The 17,267-nt window shown below is 63.3% G+C and carries 18 protein-coding genes; 7 read left to right on the top strand and 11 right to left on the bottom strand.

Annotated elements, in window-relative coordinates:
- Positions 1 to 33: 33 nt before the first annotated feature.
- Genes EN804_RS22085 through EN804_RS22070 form a run of 4 tightly spaced genes read left to right on the top strand, consistent with a single transcriptional unit; the run spans position 34 to position 3,892 of the window.
- Positions 34 to 1,062, top strand: coding sequence for a 2-aminoethylphosphonate ABC transporter substrate-binding protein (locus tag EN804_RS22085; RefSeq protein WP_127870518.1), 1,029 nt, complete (start codon positions 34 to 36; stop codon positions 1,060 to 1,062).
- A gap of 32 nt (positions 1,063 to 1,094) precedes the next feature.
- Positions 1,095 to 2,240 carry an ATP-binding cassette domain-containing protein gene (locus EN804_RS22080; protein WP_127275868.1) on the top strand — a complete coding sequence of 382 codons (1,146 nt, stop codon included), beginning with the start codon at positions 1,095 to 1,097 and terminating at the stop codon, positions 2,238 to 2,240.
- The gene (locus EN804_RS22075; protein ID WP_135921372.1) at positions 2,233 to 3,093 is read left to right on the top strand and encodes a 2-aminoethylphosphonate ABC transporter permease subunit; all 861 of its coding nucleotides are present in this window, start codon (positions 2,233 to 2,235) and stop codon (positions 3,091 to 3,093) included. The genes EN804_RS22080 and EN804_RS22075 overlap by 8 nt, the downstream gene beginning before the upstream one ends.
- 1 nt (position 3,094) lies before the next feature.
- On the top strand, positions 3,095 to 3,892 hold the full coding sequence (locus tag EN804_RS22070) for an ABC transporter permease subunit (protein ID WP_135921371.1): 798 nt from the start codon (positions 3,095 to 3,097) through the stop codon (positions 3,890 to 3,892).
- A gap of 10 nt (positions 3,893 to 3,902) precedes the next feature.
- On the opposite strand, the gene EN804_RS22065 is transcribed toward EN804_RS22070, so the two are convergent.
- The 8 genes from EN804_RS22065 to EN804_RS22030 all read right to left on the bottom strand — a co-directional run bounded on the left by EN804_RS22065 (position 3,903) and on the right by EN804_RS22030 (position 11,212).
- Positions 3,903 to 4,358: a MaoC/PaaZ C-terminal domain-containing protein gene (locus EN804_RS22065; RefSeq protein ID WP_189524549.1), complete on the bottom strand. Its 456-nt coding sequence runs from the start codon at positions 4,356 to 4,358 to the stop codon at positions 3,903 to 3,905.
- Positions 4,355 to 5,440 (bottom strand): Gfo/Idh/MocA family oxidoreductase, encoded by a 1,086-nt coding sequence (locus tag EN804_RS22060; RefSeq protein WP_127870522.1) that lies wholly within the window; start codon positions 5,438 to 5,440, stop codon positions 4,355 to 4,357. The genes EN804_RS22065 and EN804_RS22060 overlap by 4 nt, the downstream gene beginning before the upstream one ends.
- Positions 5,433 to 5,762, bottom strand: coding sequence for an L-rhamnose mutarotase (locus tag EN804_RS22055; RefSeq protein WP_135921369.1), 330 nt, complete (start codon positions 5,760 to 5,762; stop codon positions 5,433 to 5,435). The genes EN804_RS22060 and EN804_RS22055 overlap by 8 nt, the downstream gene beginning before the upstream one ends.
- Before the next feature lie 10 nt (positions 5,763 to 5,772).
- A complete protein-coding gene (locus EN804_RS22050; RefSeq protein WP_135921368.1) occupies positions 5,773 to 6,885 on the bottom strand; it encodes a mandelate racemase/muconate lactonizing enzyme family protein in 1,113 nt (370 codons plus the stop codon).
- Between the two features lie 5 nt (positions 6,886 to 6,890).
- Positions 6,891 to 7,988, bottom strand: coding sequence for a sn-glycerol-3-phosphate ABC transporter ATP-binding protein UgpC (gene ugpC, locus EN804_RS22045; protein WP_135921367.1), 1,098 nt, complete (start codon positions 7,986 to 7,988; stop codon positions 6,891 to 6,893).
- A gap of 4 nt (positions 7,989 to 7,992) precedes the next feature.
- Positions 7,993 to 8,859, bottom strand: coding sequence for a carbohydrate ABC transporter permease (locus EN804_RS22040; protein WP_127279176.1), 867 nt, complete (start codon positions 8,857 to 8,859; stop codon positions 7,993 to 7,995).
- 17 nt (positions 8,860 to 8,876) lie between these two features.
- On the bottom strand, positions 8,877 to 9,773 hold the full coding sequence (locus tag EN804_RS22035; protein WP_135921366.1) for a sugar ABC transporter permease: 897 nt from the start codon (positions 9,771 to 9,773) through the stop codon (positions 8,877 to 8,879).
- 119 nt (positions 9,774 to 9,892) lie between these two features.
- Positions 9,893 to 11,212 (bottom strand): sugar ABC transporter substrate-binding protein, encoded by a 1,320-nt coding sequence (locus EN804_RS22030; protein ID WP_135921365.1) that lies wholly within the window; start codon positions 11,210 to 11,212, stop codon positions 9,893 to 9,895.
- 168 nt (positions 11,213 to 11,380) lie between these two features.
- Between EN804_RS22030 and EN804_RS22025 the strand changes: the two genes are divergently transcribed.
- The gene (locus EN804_RS22025; RefSeq protein WP_127870527.1) at positions 11,381 to 12,166 is read left to right on the top strand and encodes an IclR family transcriptional regulator; all 786 of its coding nucleotides are present in this window, start codon (positions 11,381 to 11,383) and stop codon (positions 12,164 to 12,166) included.
- A 66-nt stretch (positions 12,167 to 12,232) separates the two neighbouring features.
- Positions 12,233 to 13,072, top strand: a complete 840-nt coding sequence (locus tag EN804_RS22020; protein ID WP_135865047.1) for an amidohydrolase — start codon at positions 12,233 to 12,235, stop codon at positions 13,070 to 13,072.
- 18 nt (positions 13,073 to 13,090) lie between these two features.
- Here EN804_RS22020 and EN804_RS22015 read toward each other — a convergent pair whose 3' ends face one another.
- The 3 genes from EN804_RS22015 to EN804_RS22005 are packed head-to-tail and all read right to left on the bottom strand — an operon-like array spanning position 13,091 to position 15,947.
- Positions 13,091 to 14,236 carry an extracellular solute-binding protein gene (locus EN804_RS22015; RefSeq protein ID WP_135921364.1) on the bottom strand — a complete coding sequence of 382 codons (1,146 nt, stop codon included), beginning with the start codon at positions 14,234 to 14,236 and terminating at the stop codon, positions 13,091 to 13,093.
- Positions 14,233 to 15,393 carry a CaiB/BaiF CoA-transferase family protein gene (locus EN804_RS22010; protein ID WP_127278598.1) on the bottom strand — a complete coding sequence of 387 codons (1,161 nt, stop codon included), beginning with the start codon at positions 15,391 to 15,393 and terminating at the stop codon, positions 14,233 to 14,235. The genes EN804_RS22015 and EN804_RS22010 overlap by 4 nt, the downstream gene beginning before the upstream one ends.
- Before the next feature lie 2 nt (positions 15,394 to 15,395).
- Complete coding sequence (locus EN804_RS22005) at positions 15,396 to 15,947, bottom strand: MaoC family dehydratase (RefSeq protein WP_127278599.1); 552 nt, start codon at positions 15,945 to 15,947, stop codon at positions 15,396 to 15,398.
- 198 nt (positions 15,948 to 16,145) lie between these two features.
- On the opposite strand from EN804_RS22005, the gene EN804_RS22000 reads away from it, so the two are divergent.
- The gene (locus EN804_RS22000) at positions 16,146 to 17,252 is read left to right on the top strand and encodes a lactonase family protein (protein ID WP_135921363.1); all 1,107 of its coding nucleotides are present in this window, start codon (positions 16,146 to 16,148) and stop codon (positions 17,250 to 17,252) included.
- Positions 17,253 to 17,267: the final 15 nt, after the last annotated feature.

The raw sequence follows: 17,267 nt of genomic DNA, 5'->3' as shown, positions 1-17,267 counted from the left end.
CAGAATGTGCCTTCAATCAAAGGGGAACTCGTCATGAAATCAAGAAACGCAACCATGGTCGCGGCCTTCGCCGCATTGCTTGCATCGGCGGCCCTCGTCGGGCCGGCGCTCGCCGACGGCGTCGTCACCGTCTACTCCGCCGATGGCCTGCATGATGGCAATGGCAGCTGGTACGAGACCGAATTCGCCGCCTTCACCAAGGCCACCGGCATTACCGTTCAGTATATCGAGGCAGGTTCGGGCGGCGTCGTCGAGCGCGTCGCTAAGGAAAAATCTAACCCGCAGGCCGACGTGCTTGTGACCTTGCCGCCCTTCATCCAGCGCGCCGCCGCCGACGGCCTGTTGCAGGACTACAAGCCGGAGGCCGCGTCCCAGATCGACGGTGGCACCGACAAGTATCGGCCGCTGGTCAACAATTACATGAACTTCATCTACAACAGCGCCGTGCTGTCGGAAGCGCCGAAGAGCTACAACGATCTGCTCGATCCGAAGTTCAAGGGCAAGATCCAGTATTCGACCCCCGGCCAGGCCGGTGACGGCACCGCCGTCATGCTGCAGATCATTCATGCCTTCGGCGGCGAGGACGCCGGCTTCGAGTTCATGAAGAAGCTGCAGGACAACAATGTCGGCCCATCCGCCTCGACTGGCAAGCTGACCGCGCTGGTCAACAAGGGCGAGCTGCACGTCGCCAATGGCGACCTTCAGATGAACATGTCGCAGATGGCCGACAATCCCAACATCAAGGTGTTCTGGCCGGCGGGGCCTGACGGCGTGCGCTCCACCTTCGCGCTGCCCTACGAAATCGGGCTGGTCACCGGTGCGCCCAATGCCGACAATGGCAAGAAGCTGATCGATTTCCTGCTGTCCAAGGAAGCCCAGTCGACTGTAAGCTCGATTGCCATCGGCTTGCCTGCCCGCAAGGACGTGACGCCCTCCGACGCCAACTTCGCCAAGCTGCAGGAGGCCATGAAGGGCCTGACCATCTGGTCGCCGAACTGGGACGAGGCGCTGAGCAAGCTGCCCGACTACGTCAAGAAATGGAACGAAGCGACCGGAAGTTGATCCGCCAAGGAAACAGTCCGGAGAACAACGCCATGTCGGCAGCCGCCTTCACGGGTTCCGAAGTCACGGATATCGACGCCGCGAAAGTTCGCGGCGCCGGCTCCAATGTCCACTTCGACAAGGTCGTTGTCGCCTATGGCGCGCATGTCGTCCTGCATCCGCTGACCCTCGACATCGCGCCGGGCGAAATCCTGGCGATGATCGGCCCGTCCGGGTCCGGCAAGACGACCGCCTTGCGGGCCGTGGCCGGCTTCGTGCGGCCGAGAAGCGGACGTATCCGTATCGGCGCCACCGACGTGACCGATCTGCCGCCCTACGAACGCGGGCTCGGCATGGTGGTGCAGAACTACGCGCTGTTTCCGCATATGCGGGTCGAGGACAACGTCGCCTTTGGCCTGCGGGCACAAGGCGCCGACAAGGCGCTTATCGGCGAACGGGTGAAGGATGCGCTCGCCACCGTCGGCATGGCGACGTTTGCCCGGCGTTATCCACGCGAACTTTCGGGCGGCCAGCAGCAGCGCGTCGCGATTGCCCGCGCCCTTGCGGTGCGGCCACGCGTGCTCCTGCTCGACGAGCCGCTTTCGGCGCTCGACGCGCAGATCCGCCGCAACATGGTTGAGGAAATTGCCCGGCTGCACCGCAGCCTGCCCGGCCTCACCATCCTCTACGTCACGCATGACCAGACCGAGGCACTGACGCTTGCCGACAAGATCGCCATCATGCGCGACGGCAGGGTCTGTTCGCATGGGCCGACGACCGAACTCTATCGCCGCCCGCCAAACCGTTTTACCGCCGAGTTCCTCGGCCGCGCCAACCTTCTGCCGGTGACGGTTGCCGAAGCTGCCGGCCCGAAAGGCTTTGCCACGGCAAGGCATGGTCATGCCGTGCTCACCAGTGCCGGTCGCGACGAGAAGGCCGGCGACAAGAGCCTGCTTTGCATCAGGCCGCAGCATCTGAGCCTCACGGCAGACAGCGAGCACACCAACCGCATTGTCGGCACGCTCAGGGAAGTGCACTGGCAGGGCGAACTCACCCATCTGGTTCTCGATGTCGATGGCACCCCGGTGCGCGTCTCGGCAACAAAGCTGCCTATGGCCCTGCCGGAACCCGGCACAAAGGTACCGCTGTTCTTTGCGCCAGCCGATACGTCGCTTCTTCCGGAAGACGCCGGTGTCTGAAGCGCTCGCCATTGGTGCGCCCACGGCCAGGAAGCGAGAGCCGGGCCGGCTGTGGATCGTGCCGCCGGCGGCCCTGCTGGCGCTGCTGTTCTTCTACCCGCTGGCGCTGATTGTACGCCAGGCGTTCCTCGACGACAGCGGTGTCGCCAATGTCGCGGAGATCATCCGCGTCCTGCATTCGCGCTTCTTCCTCAACGCGCTGGTCAACACGGTGACGATCTCGGTCACCGCGACGGCCGGATGCCTGATCGTCGGCCTGCTGCTGGCGTTGATCCTCGCCTTCGTGCCGTTTCCCGGCAGCGGCTTCATCGCCCGGCTGATCGACACCTTCATCGCCCTGCCGACCTTCCTGGTGACGCTGGCCTTCACCTTCCTTTACGGCTCCGCCGGCATGCTCAACTCGGGGCTGATGGAGGCCTTCTCGCTGCCGCTGCCGCCGGTCGATTTCCTCTATTCGACCTGGGGCGTCGTGCTGGCGGAAGTCACGGTGTACACGCCGTTCATCCTGCGGCCGTTGCTCGCCGCTTTCTCGCTGGTCGATCGCGGCCAGATCGAAGCCGCGAGCGTACTCGGCGCGCGGCCGTTCCGCATTGTCCGCCAGGTCATCCTGCCGGCGGCGGTGCCCGCGCTCATCGCCGGCGGCAGCCTATGCCTGCTGCTCACCGTCAACGAATTCGGCATCGTGCTGTTCATCGGCGCCAAGGGCGTCATCACGCTGCCGCTGCTGATCTACGGCAAGGCGATCCAGGAATCGGCCTACCAGGTCGCCTGCATCATCGCCGTGGTCAACATCGCGCTGTCGCTCGGCCTGTTCGGTCTCTACCGGTTTGCCGCCGGCCGGTTGGGAGTCTAGCATGCTGGTCTGGTCGCGCTCCGGCCGCTTGATCATCTGGGTGATCTTCGCGCTGATCTTCGGCGTGCTGTTCCTGGCGCCGCTGGCGGTCATCCTCTTGTCCAGCCTCGCCGACCAATGGAACGGCGTGCTTCCCAATGGCTTGACCACGGAGCACTATGCCGATGTCGCCAAGGGCGCGGCCTGGAACGCGGTCAAGGCGAGCCTCGTCACCGGCTTCGCGGCAAGCGCATTGGCGCTGGTCAGCGGTACCTGGGCGGCGTTGTCGCTTCGCCTGCAAGGGCCGGCCATGAAGCGGCTGCTCGGCCTCTTGTTCTTCATCCCGAGCGCCGTGCCTTCGGTGTCCGTCGGCCTCGGCCTGCTGGTTGCGTTCAGCCATCCGCCGCTGTTGCTCAACGGCACGATCGCAATCGTCATGATCGCGCATTTCGTGCTGATCTCGGCTTTCACCTTCGGCAACGTCTCGGCCGGACTTGCGCGGCTGTCGCCCGACTTCGAGCAGGTCGCGTCAAGCCTTGGCGCGAGGCCAGCCTACCGGCTCTGGCATGTCACGCTGCCCTTGCTCGCGCCTTACCTGGTTGCGGCCTTCGGACTGAGCTTCGCGCTCTCCATGGGCGAGCTTGGCGCGACCGTGATGGTCTATCCGCCGGGCTGGGTGACGCTGCCGGTGTCGATCTTCAGCCTCACCGATCGTGGCGACATCTTTGCCGGGGCCGCGCTCACCATGATCCTGGTGGCGGCGACGCTGATCCTGCTGCTTGGGCTGGAGCGCATCACCAAGCGTGCCACCGGTTCGTAGGCGCTGAAGCTCAGCTCTGCGCCGGCTGCCGTTCGACGATGTAGATATGGTCGGCCGCCAGCACCACCTCGCCGCGCTGGTTGATGACCTCGCATCGCTCGATCACGCGTCCCGACCCAGGCCGCTTCGGATCGTCCTCCTTGGCCACGATGGTGGTGCGCGTACGGATCGTGTCGCCGATGAACACCGGCTTGATGAAGCGCAGCCGGTCATAGCCATAGGAAAAGGCGACAGGGTTGATCACGTTCGCCGTCAGCCCGATGCCGACCGAGAACACCAGCGTGCCATGCGCGATGCGCTGGCCGAACGGCGTCGTCTTCATGAATTCGGCGTCCATGTGGTGCGGGAAGAAATCGCCGGTGTGGCCGGCATGAACGATGAAGTCGGTCTCGGTGATGGTGCGGCCGCTGGTGAGGCGTGACGAGCCGATCTCGTAGTCCTCGAAATAGGTGATCTGTTCCATCAGGGCCTTTCCGCGATCGGCGTCGCAGGCGCCGCGCTCGAACGATAGGCCGCTTCCACCAGCGCCATTGTGTTCCAGGCGTCGTCGACCGAGCTGATCAACTCATCGTCTTCGCCTGATGCAAAGCGCTGGACATTGGCCATGCGGCCGACGAAGGCGTCGGGAAACCATTCGCCGGCCAAAGGCACTGATATCCAATCGCTCCCGCCTTTCGGATAGATCTCCAGAATATCCGGCTCGCCCTTGGGATAGTCGAGGTTGAGGCCGAGCTTCAGATAGGCCGCACCCTCGGTGCCGCTGATGCGGAACTCGCAGGCCTGGTGCCGGCGCCCGAACTTGTGGTCGTGGTTAATCGACAGCGCGCAGCGCACCGTGTCGCCATAGTCGAGAATGGCACTGGTGCGCGTCTGCGCCACCTTATGGTTGGGGTGGCCAAGCGTCTTGGCATGCACGCCCTTGGGATCGCCGAGCAATTGCCGGATCAGGTCGAGATAGTGGATCGAGTGCATGGCGATCTCGACGCGCGGCGCCTTGAGCAGGAATTCCCACAACTGCCACGGCGTCGCCAGCGCCAGCCAGGCGTCGAAGTCGACGACCTCGCCGAGCCAACCCTTGGCGATTGCGTCCTTCAGCGCCAGCATCATCGGCGCGAAGCGCAGCTGGAAATTCACCGCCGCCTTGAGCTTCTTGGCGCGGCAGATTTCGAGGATTTCGGTTGCTTCGCCGAGATAGTTGCCCATCGGCTTCTGGATCAGTGCGAACGCACCGTCGGGCAGAGCCTTCAGGATCTCGGCATGCCGCCCCGGTGGCGTTGCCAGATCGAAGATCGCGTCCTTCACTGCAGCGGCTTCTTCCGCCGAACGGAACGCCGTCACACCCCATGTGTCGGCCAGGACCCGCGCCTTGGCCTGGTCCGGATCATAGAGGCCGGCGATCTGAAATCCCGCCTTCCGGTACGCGGGAAAATGCGCATCGCCGACGATGGAGCCGGCGCCGAAGGTGACGATCGGCCGGGACTTTGAGGGTTTGGGCCAGGACTGGACGAGCGAGGCAGGGTCGAAACCGCCCTCAGTCCCTTCAGTCATGGTGAAAAACCTCGTCCATCGCGGCCCACCACTCGCCCTCCTTGCGTGTCGCCAGCGGCTCCTGGCAAGGTATGCAGACCGCCCACCACTCCTGCGTCCTGGGATCAGCGGCCATCTTGGCCATGTCGGCGGCATAATCGGTGCCATGGTATTCGAAATTGGAAAACAGCAGGTTCTCCGGCCTTTTCAGGTAGATCGAGTAGTTCTTGATGTTGCAGGCCGAAATCATTGTCAGCACGTCAGGCCAGACGGCGGCGTGCAGGCGAACATATTCCTCGACCTTTTCCGGTTTTAGCCCCAGTACAAATCCCATCCGCTGCATATCAGCTCCCTTATGCCGTGATCGCCGTGGTGAATTCGGCGATGCTCATGCTCTTCACCGCGTCCCAGTCCCAGTCGATGCCGATACCCGGTTCGTCGGGCGCCAGGGCGTGCCCATCCTCGATGCGCATGCGCTTGCCGGTCAACTGGTCGAGTTGCGGAATGTACTCGACATACCTGCCGTTCTGAACAGCGCAGGTCAGGCTGACATGCAATTCCATAAGAAAATGCGGGCAGACCGGAATGTCGAAGGCCTCCGCCGCATGGGCGATCTTGAGCCAGGGCGTGATGCCGCCGATGCGGCCGACATCAACCTGCACGATCGAGCAGGCGCCCTTCTGCATGTATTCCCGGAAATGGCGGATGGAATAGAGCGACTCGCCGATCGCGATCGGCGTCGGCGTCGAGTTCGACAGCCTGATATGCCCGTCTATGTCGTCGGCCGGCAGCGGCTCCTCGATCCAGGCGAGGTCGAGTTCGCGCAACCTTGCCGCACGCCGGATCGCCTCGTCGACCGAAAATCCCTGATTGGCGTCGGTCATGATCTCATAGCCGTCGCCCACCGCCTTGCGCACCGCCGACAGGCGCGCAAGATCCTCGGACCCATGCGGCCTGCCGATCTTTACCTTCGAGCCGCGAAATCCCTTGGCCTTGGCAGCGAGCGCATCATCGACCAGCGCCTGCGTTTCGATGTGCAGCCAGCCGCCCTCGGTCGTGTAGAGCGGGCAGCGGTCCTTGGCGCCACCGGCCAGTTTCCACAGCGGCAGGTTCTGCTTCTTCGCCCTGAGATCCCAGAGCGCCGTGTCGATCGCCGCGATGGCGATGGCGGTGATGGCGCCGATCGTGGTCGCATGCGTGGCGAATTCGAGATCGTGCCAGATCGCCTCGATCATGTCGGGGTCGCGGCCGATCAGGCGCGGCGCCAGATGGTCGCACAAGAGCCGCATCACCGAGGAACCGCCAGTGCCGATCGTGTAGCTGTAGCCGGTGCCGACCGCGCCGTCGGAATCGGTGATCGTCACGATTGGCGTTTCCTGGCTGACGAAACTTTGGATAGCGTCGGTGCGCTTGACCTTGGGCACAAGGTCCACCATCCGCAACTCTATCTTTTCGATCTTGGCCATGTCCGTCATCTCCGCAAAGTCTTGCCGGTGTCGGCGGCAAACAGATGCGCCTGTGACAGGTCGAGGCTCATCGCCACTTGTTCGCCCGGCTTCAGCGGTCGCGGGTTCAACATGCGCGAGACCCAGTCGCTGCCGTTGAACTCGACGAACACCAGCGTCTCGTTGCCGAGCGGTTCGGTGACGGTGATCGGCAGTTCGATCTGATGCACGTCGGCGGCACCACCGGAGCTGATGCCATGGCCGGTCGGATAGATGTCGTCGGGCCGCAGCCCGAACACGACCTTGTCGCCGGTGGCGACATTGACCTTGAACTGGGCGGGCAAAGGCAGCTTCTCGCCGCTGGCGAAAACCAGCTTGCCATCATCGATCGTCGCCTCGTGCAGGTTCATCGGCGGGGAACCGATGAAGCCGGCAACGAAACGCGTCGCCGGCCGGCGGAACACTTCGTCGGGCGTGCCGACCTGTTCGATGTAGCCGTCGCGCATGATGACGATGCGGTCGGCAAGCGTCATCGCCTCGACCTGGTCGTGGGTGACGTAGATCACCGTCGATTGCACCTTGGCGTGCAGCTTCTTGATCTCGGTGCGCATCTGCGTCCTGAGCTTGGCGTCCAGATTGGAGAGCGGCTCGTCGAACAGGAAGACATCGGGATCGCGCACGATGGCGCGACCCATGGCGACGCGCTGACGCTGCCCCCCGGAAAGCTGCGACGGGCGCCGGTCGAGCAGCGCATCGAGGCCGAGGATGGCCGAGGCCTCGGCAACGCGGCGGTCCATGTCGTCCTTGGCGGCCCCGGCGATCTTGAGTGAAAAGCCTAGATTCTCGCGCACCGTCATATGCGGGTAGAGCGCGTAGGACTGGAACACCATGGAGATGTTGCGCGAGCGCGGCGGCAAATCGTTGACGACGCGCCCGCCGATCTCGATCGAGCCGGCGCTGATCTCCTCCAGCCCGGCGATCATGCGCAGCGTCGTCGACTTGCCGCAGCCGGACGGGCCGACCAGCGCGATGAATTCGCGGTCGGTAATATCGAGATCGATGCCATGCACGATCCCGATATTGCCGTAGCGCTTGGTCAGTTTTTTGAGGGAAACCGTTGCCATGGGGTCAGCCTTTCACCGCGCCGGAGGTCAGGCCGCCGACAAGGTGTTTCTGGACAATGTAAGTGAGGGTGAGCGCCGGAATGATCATCACCACGGCGAGCGCGCACATGCCACGCCAGTCGATGGTGAACTCGGCCGTGTAGTCGAGCAGGCCGACCGGCAGCGTCTTGGCGCTGACCGAGCGGGTCAGTTGCGAGGCCAATGCGAACTCGTTCCAGCAGGTCAGGAAGGCAAAGATTGCCGCCGACGCAATGCCCGGGCCGGCAAGCGGAAACTCGACTTGCCAGAAGGCCTGCCAGCGCGTGCAGCCGTCGATTTGCGCCGCTTCCGCAAGGTCCTTCGGCACCTGGCGGAAGAAGCCGTCGATCAGCCAGATGGTGAAAGGCACGTTGAGCGCGACATAGGCGAGGATCAGGCCGAAATGCGTGTCGATGATGCCGAGCCGCACATAGAGGAAGAACAGCGGCAGCGACAGCGCGATGCCCGGCACCGTGCGCGTCAGCATCAGTCCGAGGAAAACGCCGGATTTGCCGCGGAAGCGGTAACGCGCGAAGGCATAGCCGCCGGCCATGCCGATGGCGACCGCGATCACCGTCGAGGTCACGGAGATGATCAGCGAGTTGCGGAAATATTCGATGACCGGGATGCCGCCCTTGCCGATGCCTGAGAACATCGCGACATAGGCGTCGAACGAGATATCCTGCGGGATCCACACCGGCGGCTTGGCCATGATCTCGACCGTCGGCCGCAGCGACGACAGCACGATCCAGAGGCCGGGCAGGCAGATGGTCAGCATCGCCAGGAACAGGCCGACGCGATAGACGATACCAAAGAGCCGGCGCTTCAGGCGGGCGGAAGAATTCTCGTCCATTTTCACCACTCCGCCCTTCACCACTCAGCGCCGATCTGCGTGCGCGCCGCGGCGAGCTTGTTGAAGAAATAGACGGTGAAGGCGATCGACAGCAGGATCGAGAAATAGGCCATGGCGTTGGCCATGCCCATGCGTCCGTCGCTGTAGGCGGTGCGGGCCACCAAAGTCCACAACAGCTCGGTGCGCCCCGCCGGCCCGCCATCGGTCATGATCTTGACGATGTCATAGGCGCGCGCGACGTCGAGCGAGCGGATGGTCATGGCGATGTAGGCGAATGGCATGACGAAAGGCCACGTCACATAGCGGAATGTCTGCCACGGCGTGCAGCCATCGACGCGCGCCGCCTCGATCGGCTCCTTGGGCATGGCGAGCAGCCCGGCGAGGATCAGGATGGCGAAGATCGCCGTCGAGGACCAGATCTCGGCAATCGAGATGGCGATGAAGGCGAGATGGCCTTCGATCAGCCAGGGGATGGCATCCCTGGTGATGCCAAGCGACTGCAGGGCGTTGTTCACCAGGCCGATATTGTCGTTGAACATGAACTTGAACTGGAAGCCGACGAGGATCGGCGAGAACATCATCGGAAACATCATCAGAGTGCGCAGGATGCGCTGCCCGCGCGCCGCCTTCTCGACCAGCATCGCCAGGCCGAGGCCAAGCAGCATTTCGAGATTGAGCGCGATCGTCAGCAGCAGAACCGTGCGCCCGAACGCCCACCAGAAATCGGTGTTGCCTAGGATCGAAAGATAGTTGCGTAAACCGACGAAGACGAAAAACGTCTCGGGCTTGGTCAGCCGGAACGGCGTGAAGCTGGAATAGAGCGAGAGCAGCAACGGCACCACGACGACCGCCGCCAGCACGATGATAGCCGGAAGCAGCAGCAGGAATGGCGCGGATGGCTTGAAGCCCTTCATCGGGGTCCTTTGGTGTCTGGCATGCAATGTTGGGCCGAGGCCCGACCCGGTGAACAGTACCGGCAAGACGCGATCGCCTCCCCCATTCACGATGGGAGAGGCGGCCTTTGGAGCATTGGTTAGAGTTTGCCGGCGTCCTGCAGGATCTGCGTCGCCTTGGCGGCGGCTTCATCCAGTGCCTGCTTGGAGGTCTTGTCGCCGAGGATCGCGGCCTGCAGCTCGGGATAGACGGCGTTCGAAATCTCGATCCACTCGGGCGTCTGCGGCACGGCAAAGGCGTGCTTGGCTTCTTCCTGGAAAGCCGACAGAACCTCCTTCTTGTAGGGATCGTTGGCCGCCTGCTGCAGGTCCCAGTCCCAGACCGCGCTGCGGGTCGGCAGCGGGCCGGCGGCGGCCTCGAACTTCTGGCTGTCCTCGTTGGTCAGCCACCACACCAGCGATGCGGCAGCCTCCTTGTTCGGGCAGTTCTCGGTCACCGAGAATCCATGGAAGCCCGACCAGCCGGTGCGTACTCCGGCGGAGCCTTTCGGCGCGACCTTGACGCCGACATTGCCGGCGACCTTCGACGACTTCGGATCGTTGAAGAAGCCTGCCCAGCCCGGCCAGTCCAAATTGATGGCGACGGTGCCGGAGGCAAAGCCCTGGCCGAGATCGTCCCAGAGATAGTTGGTGGTGCCGGCCGGAACGGCCTTGGCCTTGTAGAGGTTGACGAACCAGTCGAGTGCCCGGATGCCAGCCTCGGAATTGAAGACGGGCTTGCCGTCCTTGTCGAGATATTCGCCGCCCTCGGCGACAACCATCTCGTAGAAGCGGCCGTTGATCGCCTCTTCCTTGCCGGCGAATTGCGTGCCGTAGAAATTGGGCGGATTGGCGAAGAACTCGGCCTGGTCGGTGACTTCCTTCCAGGTGTCCGGCGGCACCAGGTCATAGCCGTATTTCGCCTTGAACTTGGTCTTGTTGTCGGCGTTCTCGTACAGGCTCTTCTGGTAGTAGAGGGCCGAAACGTCGAACTGCGCGCGCGGCAGCATCTCCAGCTTGCCGTCGATGGTTGCCGCCTTGATGGTCGAGGGTACGAAGGCCTCGATCTCCGACTTCGGCAGCAGTTTGCTGAGGTCGGTGTAGAGGCCCGTATATTGCGGCGCGAACGAGGAATGGTTCCAGCCGACGCACCAATTGGTGCTGCCCGAGGCGATGTCGGACTTCAATTCTTTGTCGATGTCGAAGCCGTTCTTCTTGGTCAGGATGTTGACCTTGGCGCCCGTCGCCTTCTCCCATTCGGGTATGCGCTCGTAGAGCTTTTCATATTGCTGGCCGCCGATCAGCTTCACGTCGACGGTCACGCCCTCGAACTTGCCGGGCAGGTCGCCGGCAAGGGCTGCGCCTGCGCCTGACGCAAGCACCAATGCGCCGGCGCACACGCCGGAAAGCAGTCTGTTCATCGATATCCTCCCTGGGTGCGCCTCGATGGCGCCCGCAACTCGTCACGTGACAAAAGATGCTACATTCATATACAAACAAAACATTCATACGTACGTCAAGGCGAAATTTGTTTCCGTCGGCGGCGTTCCTGCGTATATGAAGAGCTGAATTCACTGGAGGGATGGGCCATGGACGACAGCGAAGACGAGCGCTACCGCGCGCCGGCGCTCGACAAGGGGCTCGACATTCTTGAACTGCTGGCGGGCGTCGACGGCGGCCTGACGCAGGCCGAAATCGCCAAGAAGCTCGACCGCAGCCCCAATGAATTCTACCGCATGCTGGACCGGCTGGTGCGGCGCGGCTACGTCACGCGGCTCGATGGCGACCGCTATTCGCTGACACTGAAGCTGTTTGGCCTGGCCCAGTTGCACGCGCCGGTGCGGCGGTTGGTTTCCTATGCGACGCCGCTGATGCGCGAGCTTGCCGAGACCTCGCAACAGGCCAACCAACTCGTTGTTTTTGATCGCGGTTCCGCCGTGGTGATCGGCCAGCAGGAAGCGCCGAATTACTGGGGCATCTCGATCCGCGTCGGTTCCCACATCAGCCTGTTCGACACCGGTTCGGGCCACGTCCTGCTCGCCTTCCGTTCGCCGGAAGAGCGCCAGATGATGATTTCCGAGCACGTCCGCAGCACTGACAAGACTGCGCAGCCGGCCGAGTTCTTCGCCCGTCTCGACCAGATCCGCGACCGCGGCTACGAGATGATGGCTTCCATGCAGACGGCAGGCGTCTTCAACCTCTCGGCCCCGGTGCGCGGTTCCGACGGCAAGGCCATCGCGGCGCTATCCATCCCCTACATCACGGTGGTCAATGCGCCGTCCGCGCCCGATATCACACGGACCATCGAGCTGTTGCTGGCAACCTGCGAAAAGCTGTCGCATCTGGCCGGGTCGGCTGTCGGCTCAGCGGCGTGAATTCTTATTTGAATGAAGAATTCCTCCGTGAGATGATCTGAAAAAAGCTATCGGAGGAGCCTCGCCATGATCATCGACACCCATCTGCATCTCATCGATCGCTCGGCCCTGCGCTATCCCTGGCTTGCCGGCGTGCCGGCGCTGAACCGCGATTTCTCTTATGAGGAATATGCGGTGGAGGCCCAGCGTGTCGGTGTCGGGCGCGTGCTGCATATGGAGGTCGATGTCGATCCGGCCGACATAGAGGCGGAAACCGCCCGTGTCGAAGGCCTGTCGCGGCAGTCCGGCAGCATGTTGGCCGGGGTGATCGCATCCTGCCGACCGGAAGAGGGTGACTTTCCTGCCTATCTCGAACGCCAGCGTGCGAACCCCTTCGTCAAGGGTTTCCGCCGCGTCCTTCACGTCGTGCCGGATGAGCTTTCGGAAGGGGCATTGTTCCGCGACAACATCAAGCGGCTTGGCGGCACCGGCCTGACCTTCGACCTCGTCGTGCTGCCGCACCAGATCCCCAGGGCGATCGCGCTCGCCGATCTGGCTCCCGATGTCCAGTTCGTGCTCGATCATTGCGGCGTCCCCGACATCAAGGGCAACGCCGAGCATCCCTGGCGCGAACATATGAGCGAGATCGCGCGGCGTCCGAACGTCATGGCCAAGGTTTCAGGCGTGGTCGCCTATGCCGATCCCGGCAGTTGGACCGTCGAGACGCTGCGGCCTTATGTCGAACACACGATCGGTGCGTTTGGCTGGGACCGTGTCGTCTGGGGCAGCGACTGGCCGGTCTGCACGCTTGGCGGGGGTCTGTCGACCTGGGTGGCGGCGACCCATGCGCTGCTTTCGGGCTGCGGCATTTCGGAGCGCGACGGGCTGCTGTCGGGCAATGCCCGCAGGCTATGGCGGTTGAAGTAACGATGCAGTTCAGGTCCCTCAGGTGGGCGCCTGGGTACTGGCCCGGAACAGGCTGATGAGATCGGCGACGACCTGGCCGGCCGGATGGCCGGAGGTCAGCCCGGAATTGATGCGGTCGGACGCCGCCTGCTGGAACGCCATGTAGCCGTCATGGCGCGGCCGCACCCAGGCGCCCACCAGCGTTGCGCGCGTGTCCCGATAGAAGCTGCCGGTCGCTTCATTGACAGCCTGGTCCTCCCAGGCAGCCGCGTGGCCCGGCTGGCCGCCGGCGGCGGCATAGATGCCGCGCTGGACATCGCAGCTGGCGACCCAATAGGCGAAATCGATCGCCGCCTCTTTAGCCTCAGAGAAAGCTGAAACGGCTATGCCCGTGCCGCCGAGTGCCGAGCCGATCGGACCATCGGAACCAATGACCGGGATGTCGGCAAAGGCCAGCCTGTTCGCGCGAAAACCCGACGCCGCATAAGAGACATAGCCGTAGATCAGCGGTGCGCAGACAATGCGGGAGCCGGCCTCCGCCATGCGCTCCGAAACGGCGATCGGGTCCATGTCGAAACAGGCCGGGTCGAGCAGCGCCGCGATCTCGCGCATCCTCTCGAAGACTTCGCTGCCTGTCTCGATAGCGATGAGATCGTGGGACGGGTCGGTCCCGCAAGGACGTCCGAGGTTGCCGGCCAGCGTGTAGAAGGTCATCAGGCAATGCGGCGGCCGCAGCGGCAGCAGCACGCGGCCCTGGCGGGCGAGATCGAGCACCTCGCCCCAGGTCGCTGCCGGCGCATCGAGCGCATCCGGCCGCCAGGCCTGCACCTGCGCCGCCGCGTCGATCGGAAACGCCCATTGCCGGCCTTGCCAGCTGTAGCTCGGATAGGACTGGCCGACGCTGCCGGAGGCGAGCGCCGCGCGCTCGGCCTCGCGGCCGGCGACATCGAGCGGTTCAAGGCAGCGCTCCGCCGTGATCTGGCCGACATGCGGATGGTCGATGACGATCAAATCATAGGCCCGCGCCAATTCCTCGACCGGGAAAGATTCGAAATCCTGCAGCGAGCGCTTGTCCCATTCGACGGCAACGCCGGTTTTCTGCTCCCACCGGGATGAACACGCGACCATCGGATCGTAGCCGCGCGGGTGGCTCCAGGTCATGCCCTTGAGTTTATGCACGCTCACAGATCGAACTCCGCGCGGATTTTCGCACTGTGTTCGCCGATGCGCGGCGCCGCGCGGTCGACCTTGGCTCTGATCCCATCGACCCTGAGCGGCGAACTGGTGGTGAGGATGGAAACATCATCCTCGCGCGTCACCGTCTGCAGCATGTCGAGCGACTGGAAGCCTTCGCTTGCCAGCATCTCGGGCCAGGTCAGCACCTTGGCGCACCAGATGTCGGCTGGTTCGAGGATATCAAGCCATTCGTCGATGGTCTTGGTGGCAATTCTCCGCGCGATGATTGCCTTGATGTCGTCGCGAGCGGTGAACCACGATGCCGGTCTGTCGCGATAGGGGGCCAGTTCTCCGAGCGACAAAAGGTCGGCCAGCTTGGGGATCGGCGTCATGGCGATGGCGAGGTAGCCATCCTTGGCCGGATAGACGCCGTAAGGCGCCGACAGATAGGCATGCGCGCTGCGGAAACTTGAGCGTCTGGGCAGGCGGCGGCCGTCATTGAGATGCGTGGTCAGCACCTCGAACTGGAAGTCGACCAGCGCTTCCAACAAGCTGGTTTCGATATGGCTTCCCTGGCCGGTGATGCCGCGCCGAACCAACGCGGCCAATATGCCTTGCGCGCAGGCCGCGCCCGCCAGCATGTCGCCGATGGCGAGGCCGAACGGCACCGGCCCCTGGTCCTCGTCGCCGTTCAGCCACATCACGCCGGAGCGCGACTGCGCCAGCAGGTCCTGGCCGGGCCGCTTGACCCAGGGACCTTCCTCGCCATAGCCGCTGATCGAGGCATAGACCAGGCGCGGATTGATCTGGCGGACGGCCTCGTAGTCGAGGCCGAGCCGTTCGATGACACCCGGCCGGAAATTCTGAATCAGCACATCGGCCTTGGCCAGCAGCCCGCGCAATGCCTTGAGGTCCGCCTCGTTCTTCAAATCGATGGCCAGGCTTTCCTTGGCCCGGTTGATGGCATGGAAGATGGTGGAATCGCCGCCGATCTCGGTGTCGCTGAGATAGAGCCGGCGCGACAGGTCGCCCCCGTCAGGACGTTCGATTTTGATGACGCGGGCGCCGAGATCGAGCAGCCTGAGCGAGCAGTACGGCCCGGACAGGAACTGGCTCATGTCGACGACGACGAGGCCGGCAAGCGGCAATTCGGCTGCTGCCGGCATCTTCATTTCTCCGTCTTGCCGACGAAATCAGCAGGGTTGCGGTATTTCACCGTCTGCAAATGCTCGCAATACAAAACGAGTTCGCCTTCACCCTTGAAGACCTCGTAGCTGGCGCGGATCAGCCCCATCTCCTTGTAGCGGGGCTTTTTGTCGAGGTTGGAGCGGATCGAATAAATCGTGTCACCAATGAAGACGGGCTTTATGAAGCGCAGCTTGTCGTAGCCATAGGAGAAGGCGTTGACACAGTTGGTGGCGACCAGCCCGAGGCCCGCCGAGAAGACGAACGCGCCGGCAATCAGCCGTTTGCCGAAAATGCCCTCGCTCTCGGCAAACATCTGGTCCTGCACATAGGGGTGGATGTCGAGGACCAGTGTGTTGAAGAGGTGGCTGTCGCCCTCGGCCATGGTGCGGCGCAACGAGCGGATTTTCTGGCCGACCGGCCAGTCCTCGTAGAACCAGTTCTCGGCGTTCCACACCGGCAGGGCGGCATGATCGGCAGGCATGTTCGCAGGGTGCGTCGAGGCAACGCCGACGGTTGGCGCGAAATCGTTCATGGCGCAATCCACCGATCTCGCGAGAACGCCCGGTCTATCATTCGAGCACGCATCAAGGCGCCTGACTGCACGACGTCTCCTCCCGTCAATCTTCTTTTGTAAATACTATTTTCACATATGGGGTTGCGTTGCAAGCGAGGACAGGCGAAATTTTCACCGGTTTTGGCGCGCGGCAGCGCGGGCAGGCAGGAGGAAATCATGCGCGGTGTCTGGAATGCCTGTCTGGTGTTTGTCGGCAGTCTGAACCGCGAGGCGCCGTATTTTCAGGGCGCCCGCGGTGTTGGTCTTGGTGTTTACAGTTTTGATGAAAGGACGCTGGCTGTTCAAAAGCTGGCTGAGACCAACGACATCGACAACCCGACCTTCCTGTCCGTCACCCCCGATGGTTCGCGCCTCTATGCCAACTCGGAAGTGTCTACCTGGCGGGAGGGAACTGTCTCCGCCTACAGCTTCGATCGGGCCTCGAACAGGCTGAGCTATCTGAACAAGCAGCCCGCCCTTGGCAGCATCACCGCCCACAACAGCATTACCCGTGACGGGACGAAACTCCTGGTTGCCAACTATGGCGCCGGGCAGGGTGGCCCGGATCGGGCGGTGGCGATCTATGCTTTTGACAAGGACGGTGCGCTGTCCGCGCCGCTGGCCAGCGTGTCGCACAAGGGCATCGGAACGAATGCGGCGCGGCAGGAGCGGTCGCATGCGCACAGCGTCAACGAAACCATTGCCGGTGGAACGGCAATCGTCGCCGACCTCGGCATCGACCGGCTGGTCTCCTACCGGATCGGTCAGGACGGGGGTCTGGTGAAGCTCGCCGAATCCGCACTGCCAGCGGGTGCCGGTCCGCGTCACATCGCCCTGCACCCGAACGGCCGCTTCGTCTTTGTCATGAACGAGTTGGATTCGACGATTGTCTCGATGGCACTCGACAATGCGACCGGCAGGTTGTCGATCATCGACATCAAGCCGGCGGTGCCGGACGAGGCGCGTGAGACCAACCACTGCGCCGATATCCAGATCTCGCCGGATGGCCGTTTTGTCTATGGCGGCAACCGCGGCCACGACAGCATCGTCATCATGGCGGTCGATCAGGAGACCGGCGGCTTGCGCCTTGTCGGCTATGTTCCTTGCGGGGGTGCCACGCCGCGCAACCTTGCGCTGACACCGTCGGGCGGTCATCTGTTCTCGGCCAACCAGAACGCCGACCGCATCTCGATCTTTGCCCGCGATGCCAGCACCGGCATGCTGACCGACACCGGACGCGCCATCGAGATCGGCACGCCGATGTGCGTCAAGATCGTGGGTTGATCGCCAGCAGGCTCG

It is taken from the genome of Mesorhizobium sp. M8A.F.Ca.ET.161.01.1.1 (assembly GCF_004792105.1).
GTDB lineage: Bacteria > Pseudomonadota > Alphaproteobacteria > Rhizobiales > Rhizobiaceae > Mesorhizobium.
Note: the sequence above shows the minus strand (reverse complement) of the source record. Positions and strands in the feature narration are given on the sequence as shown.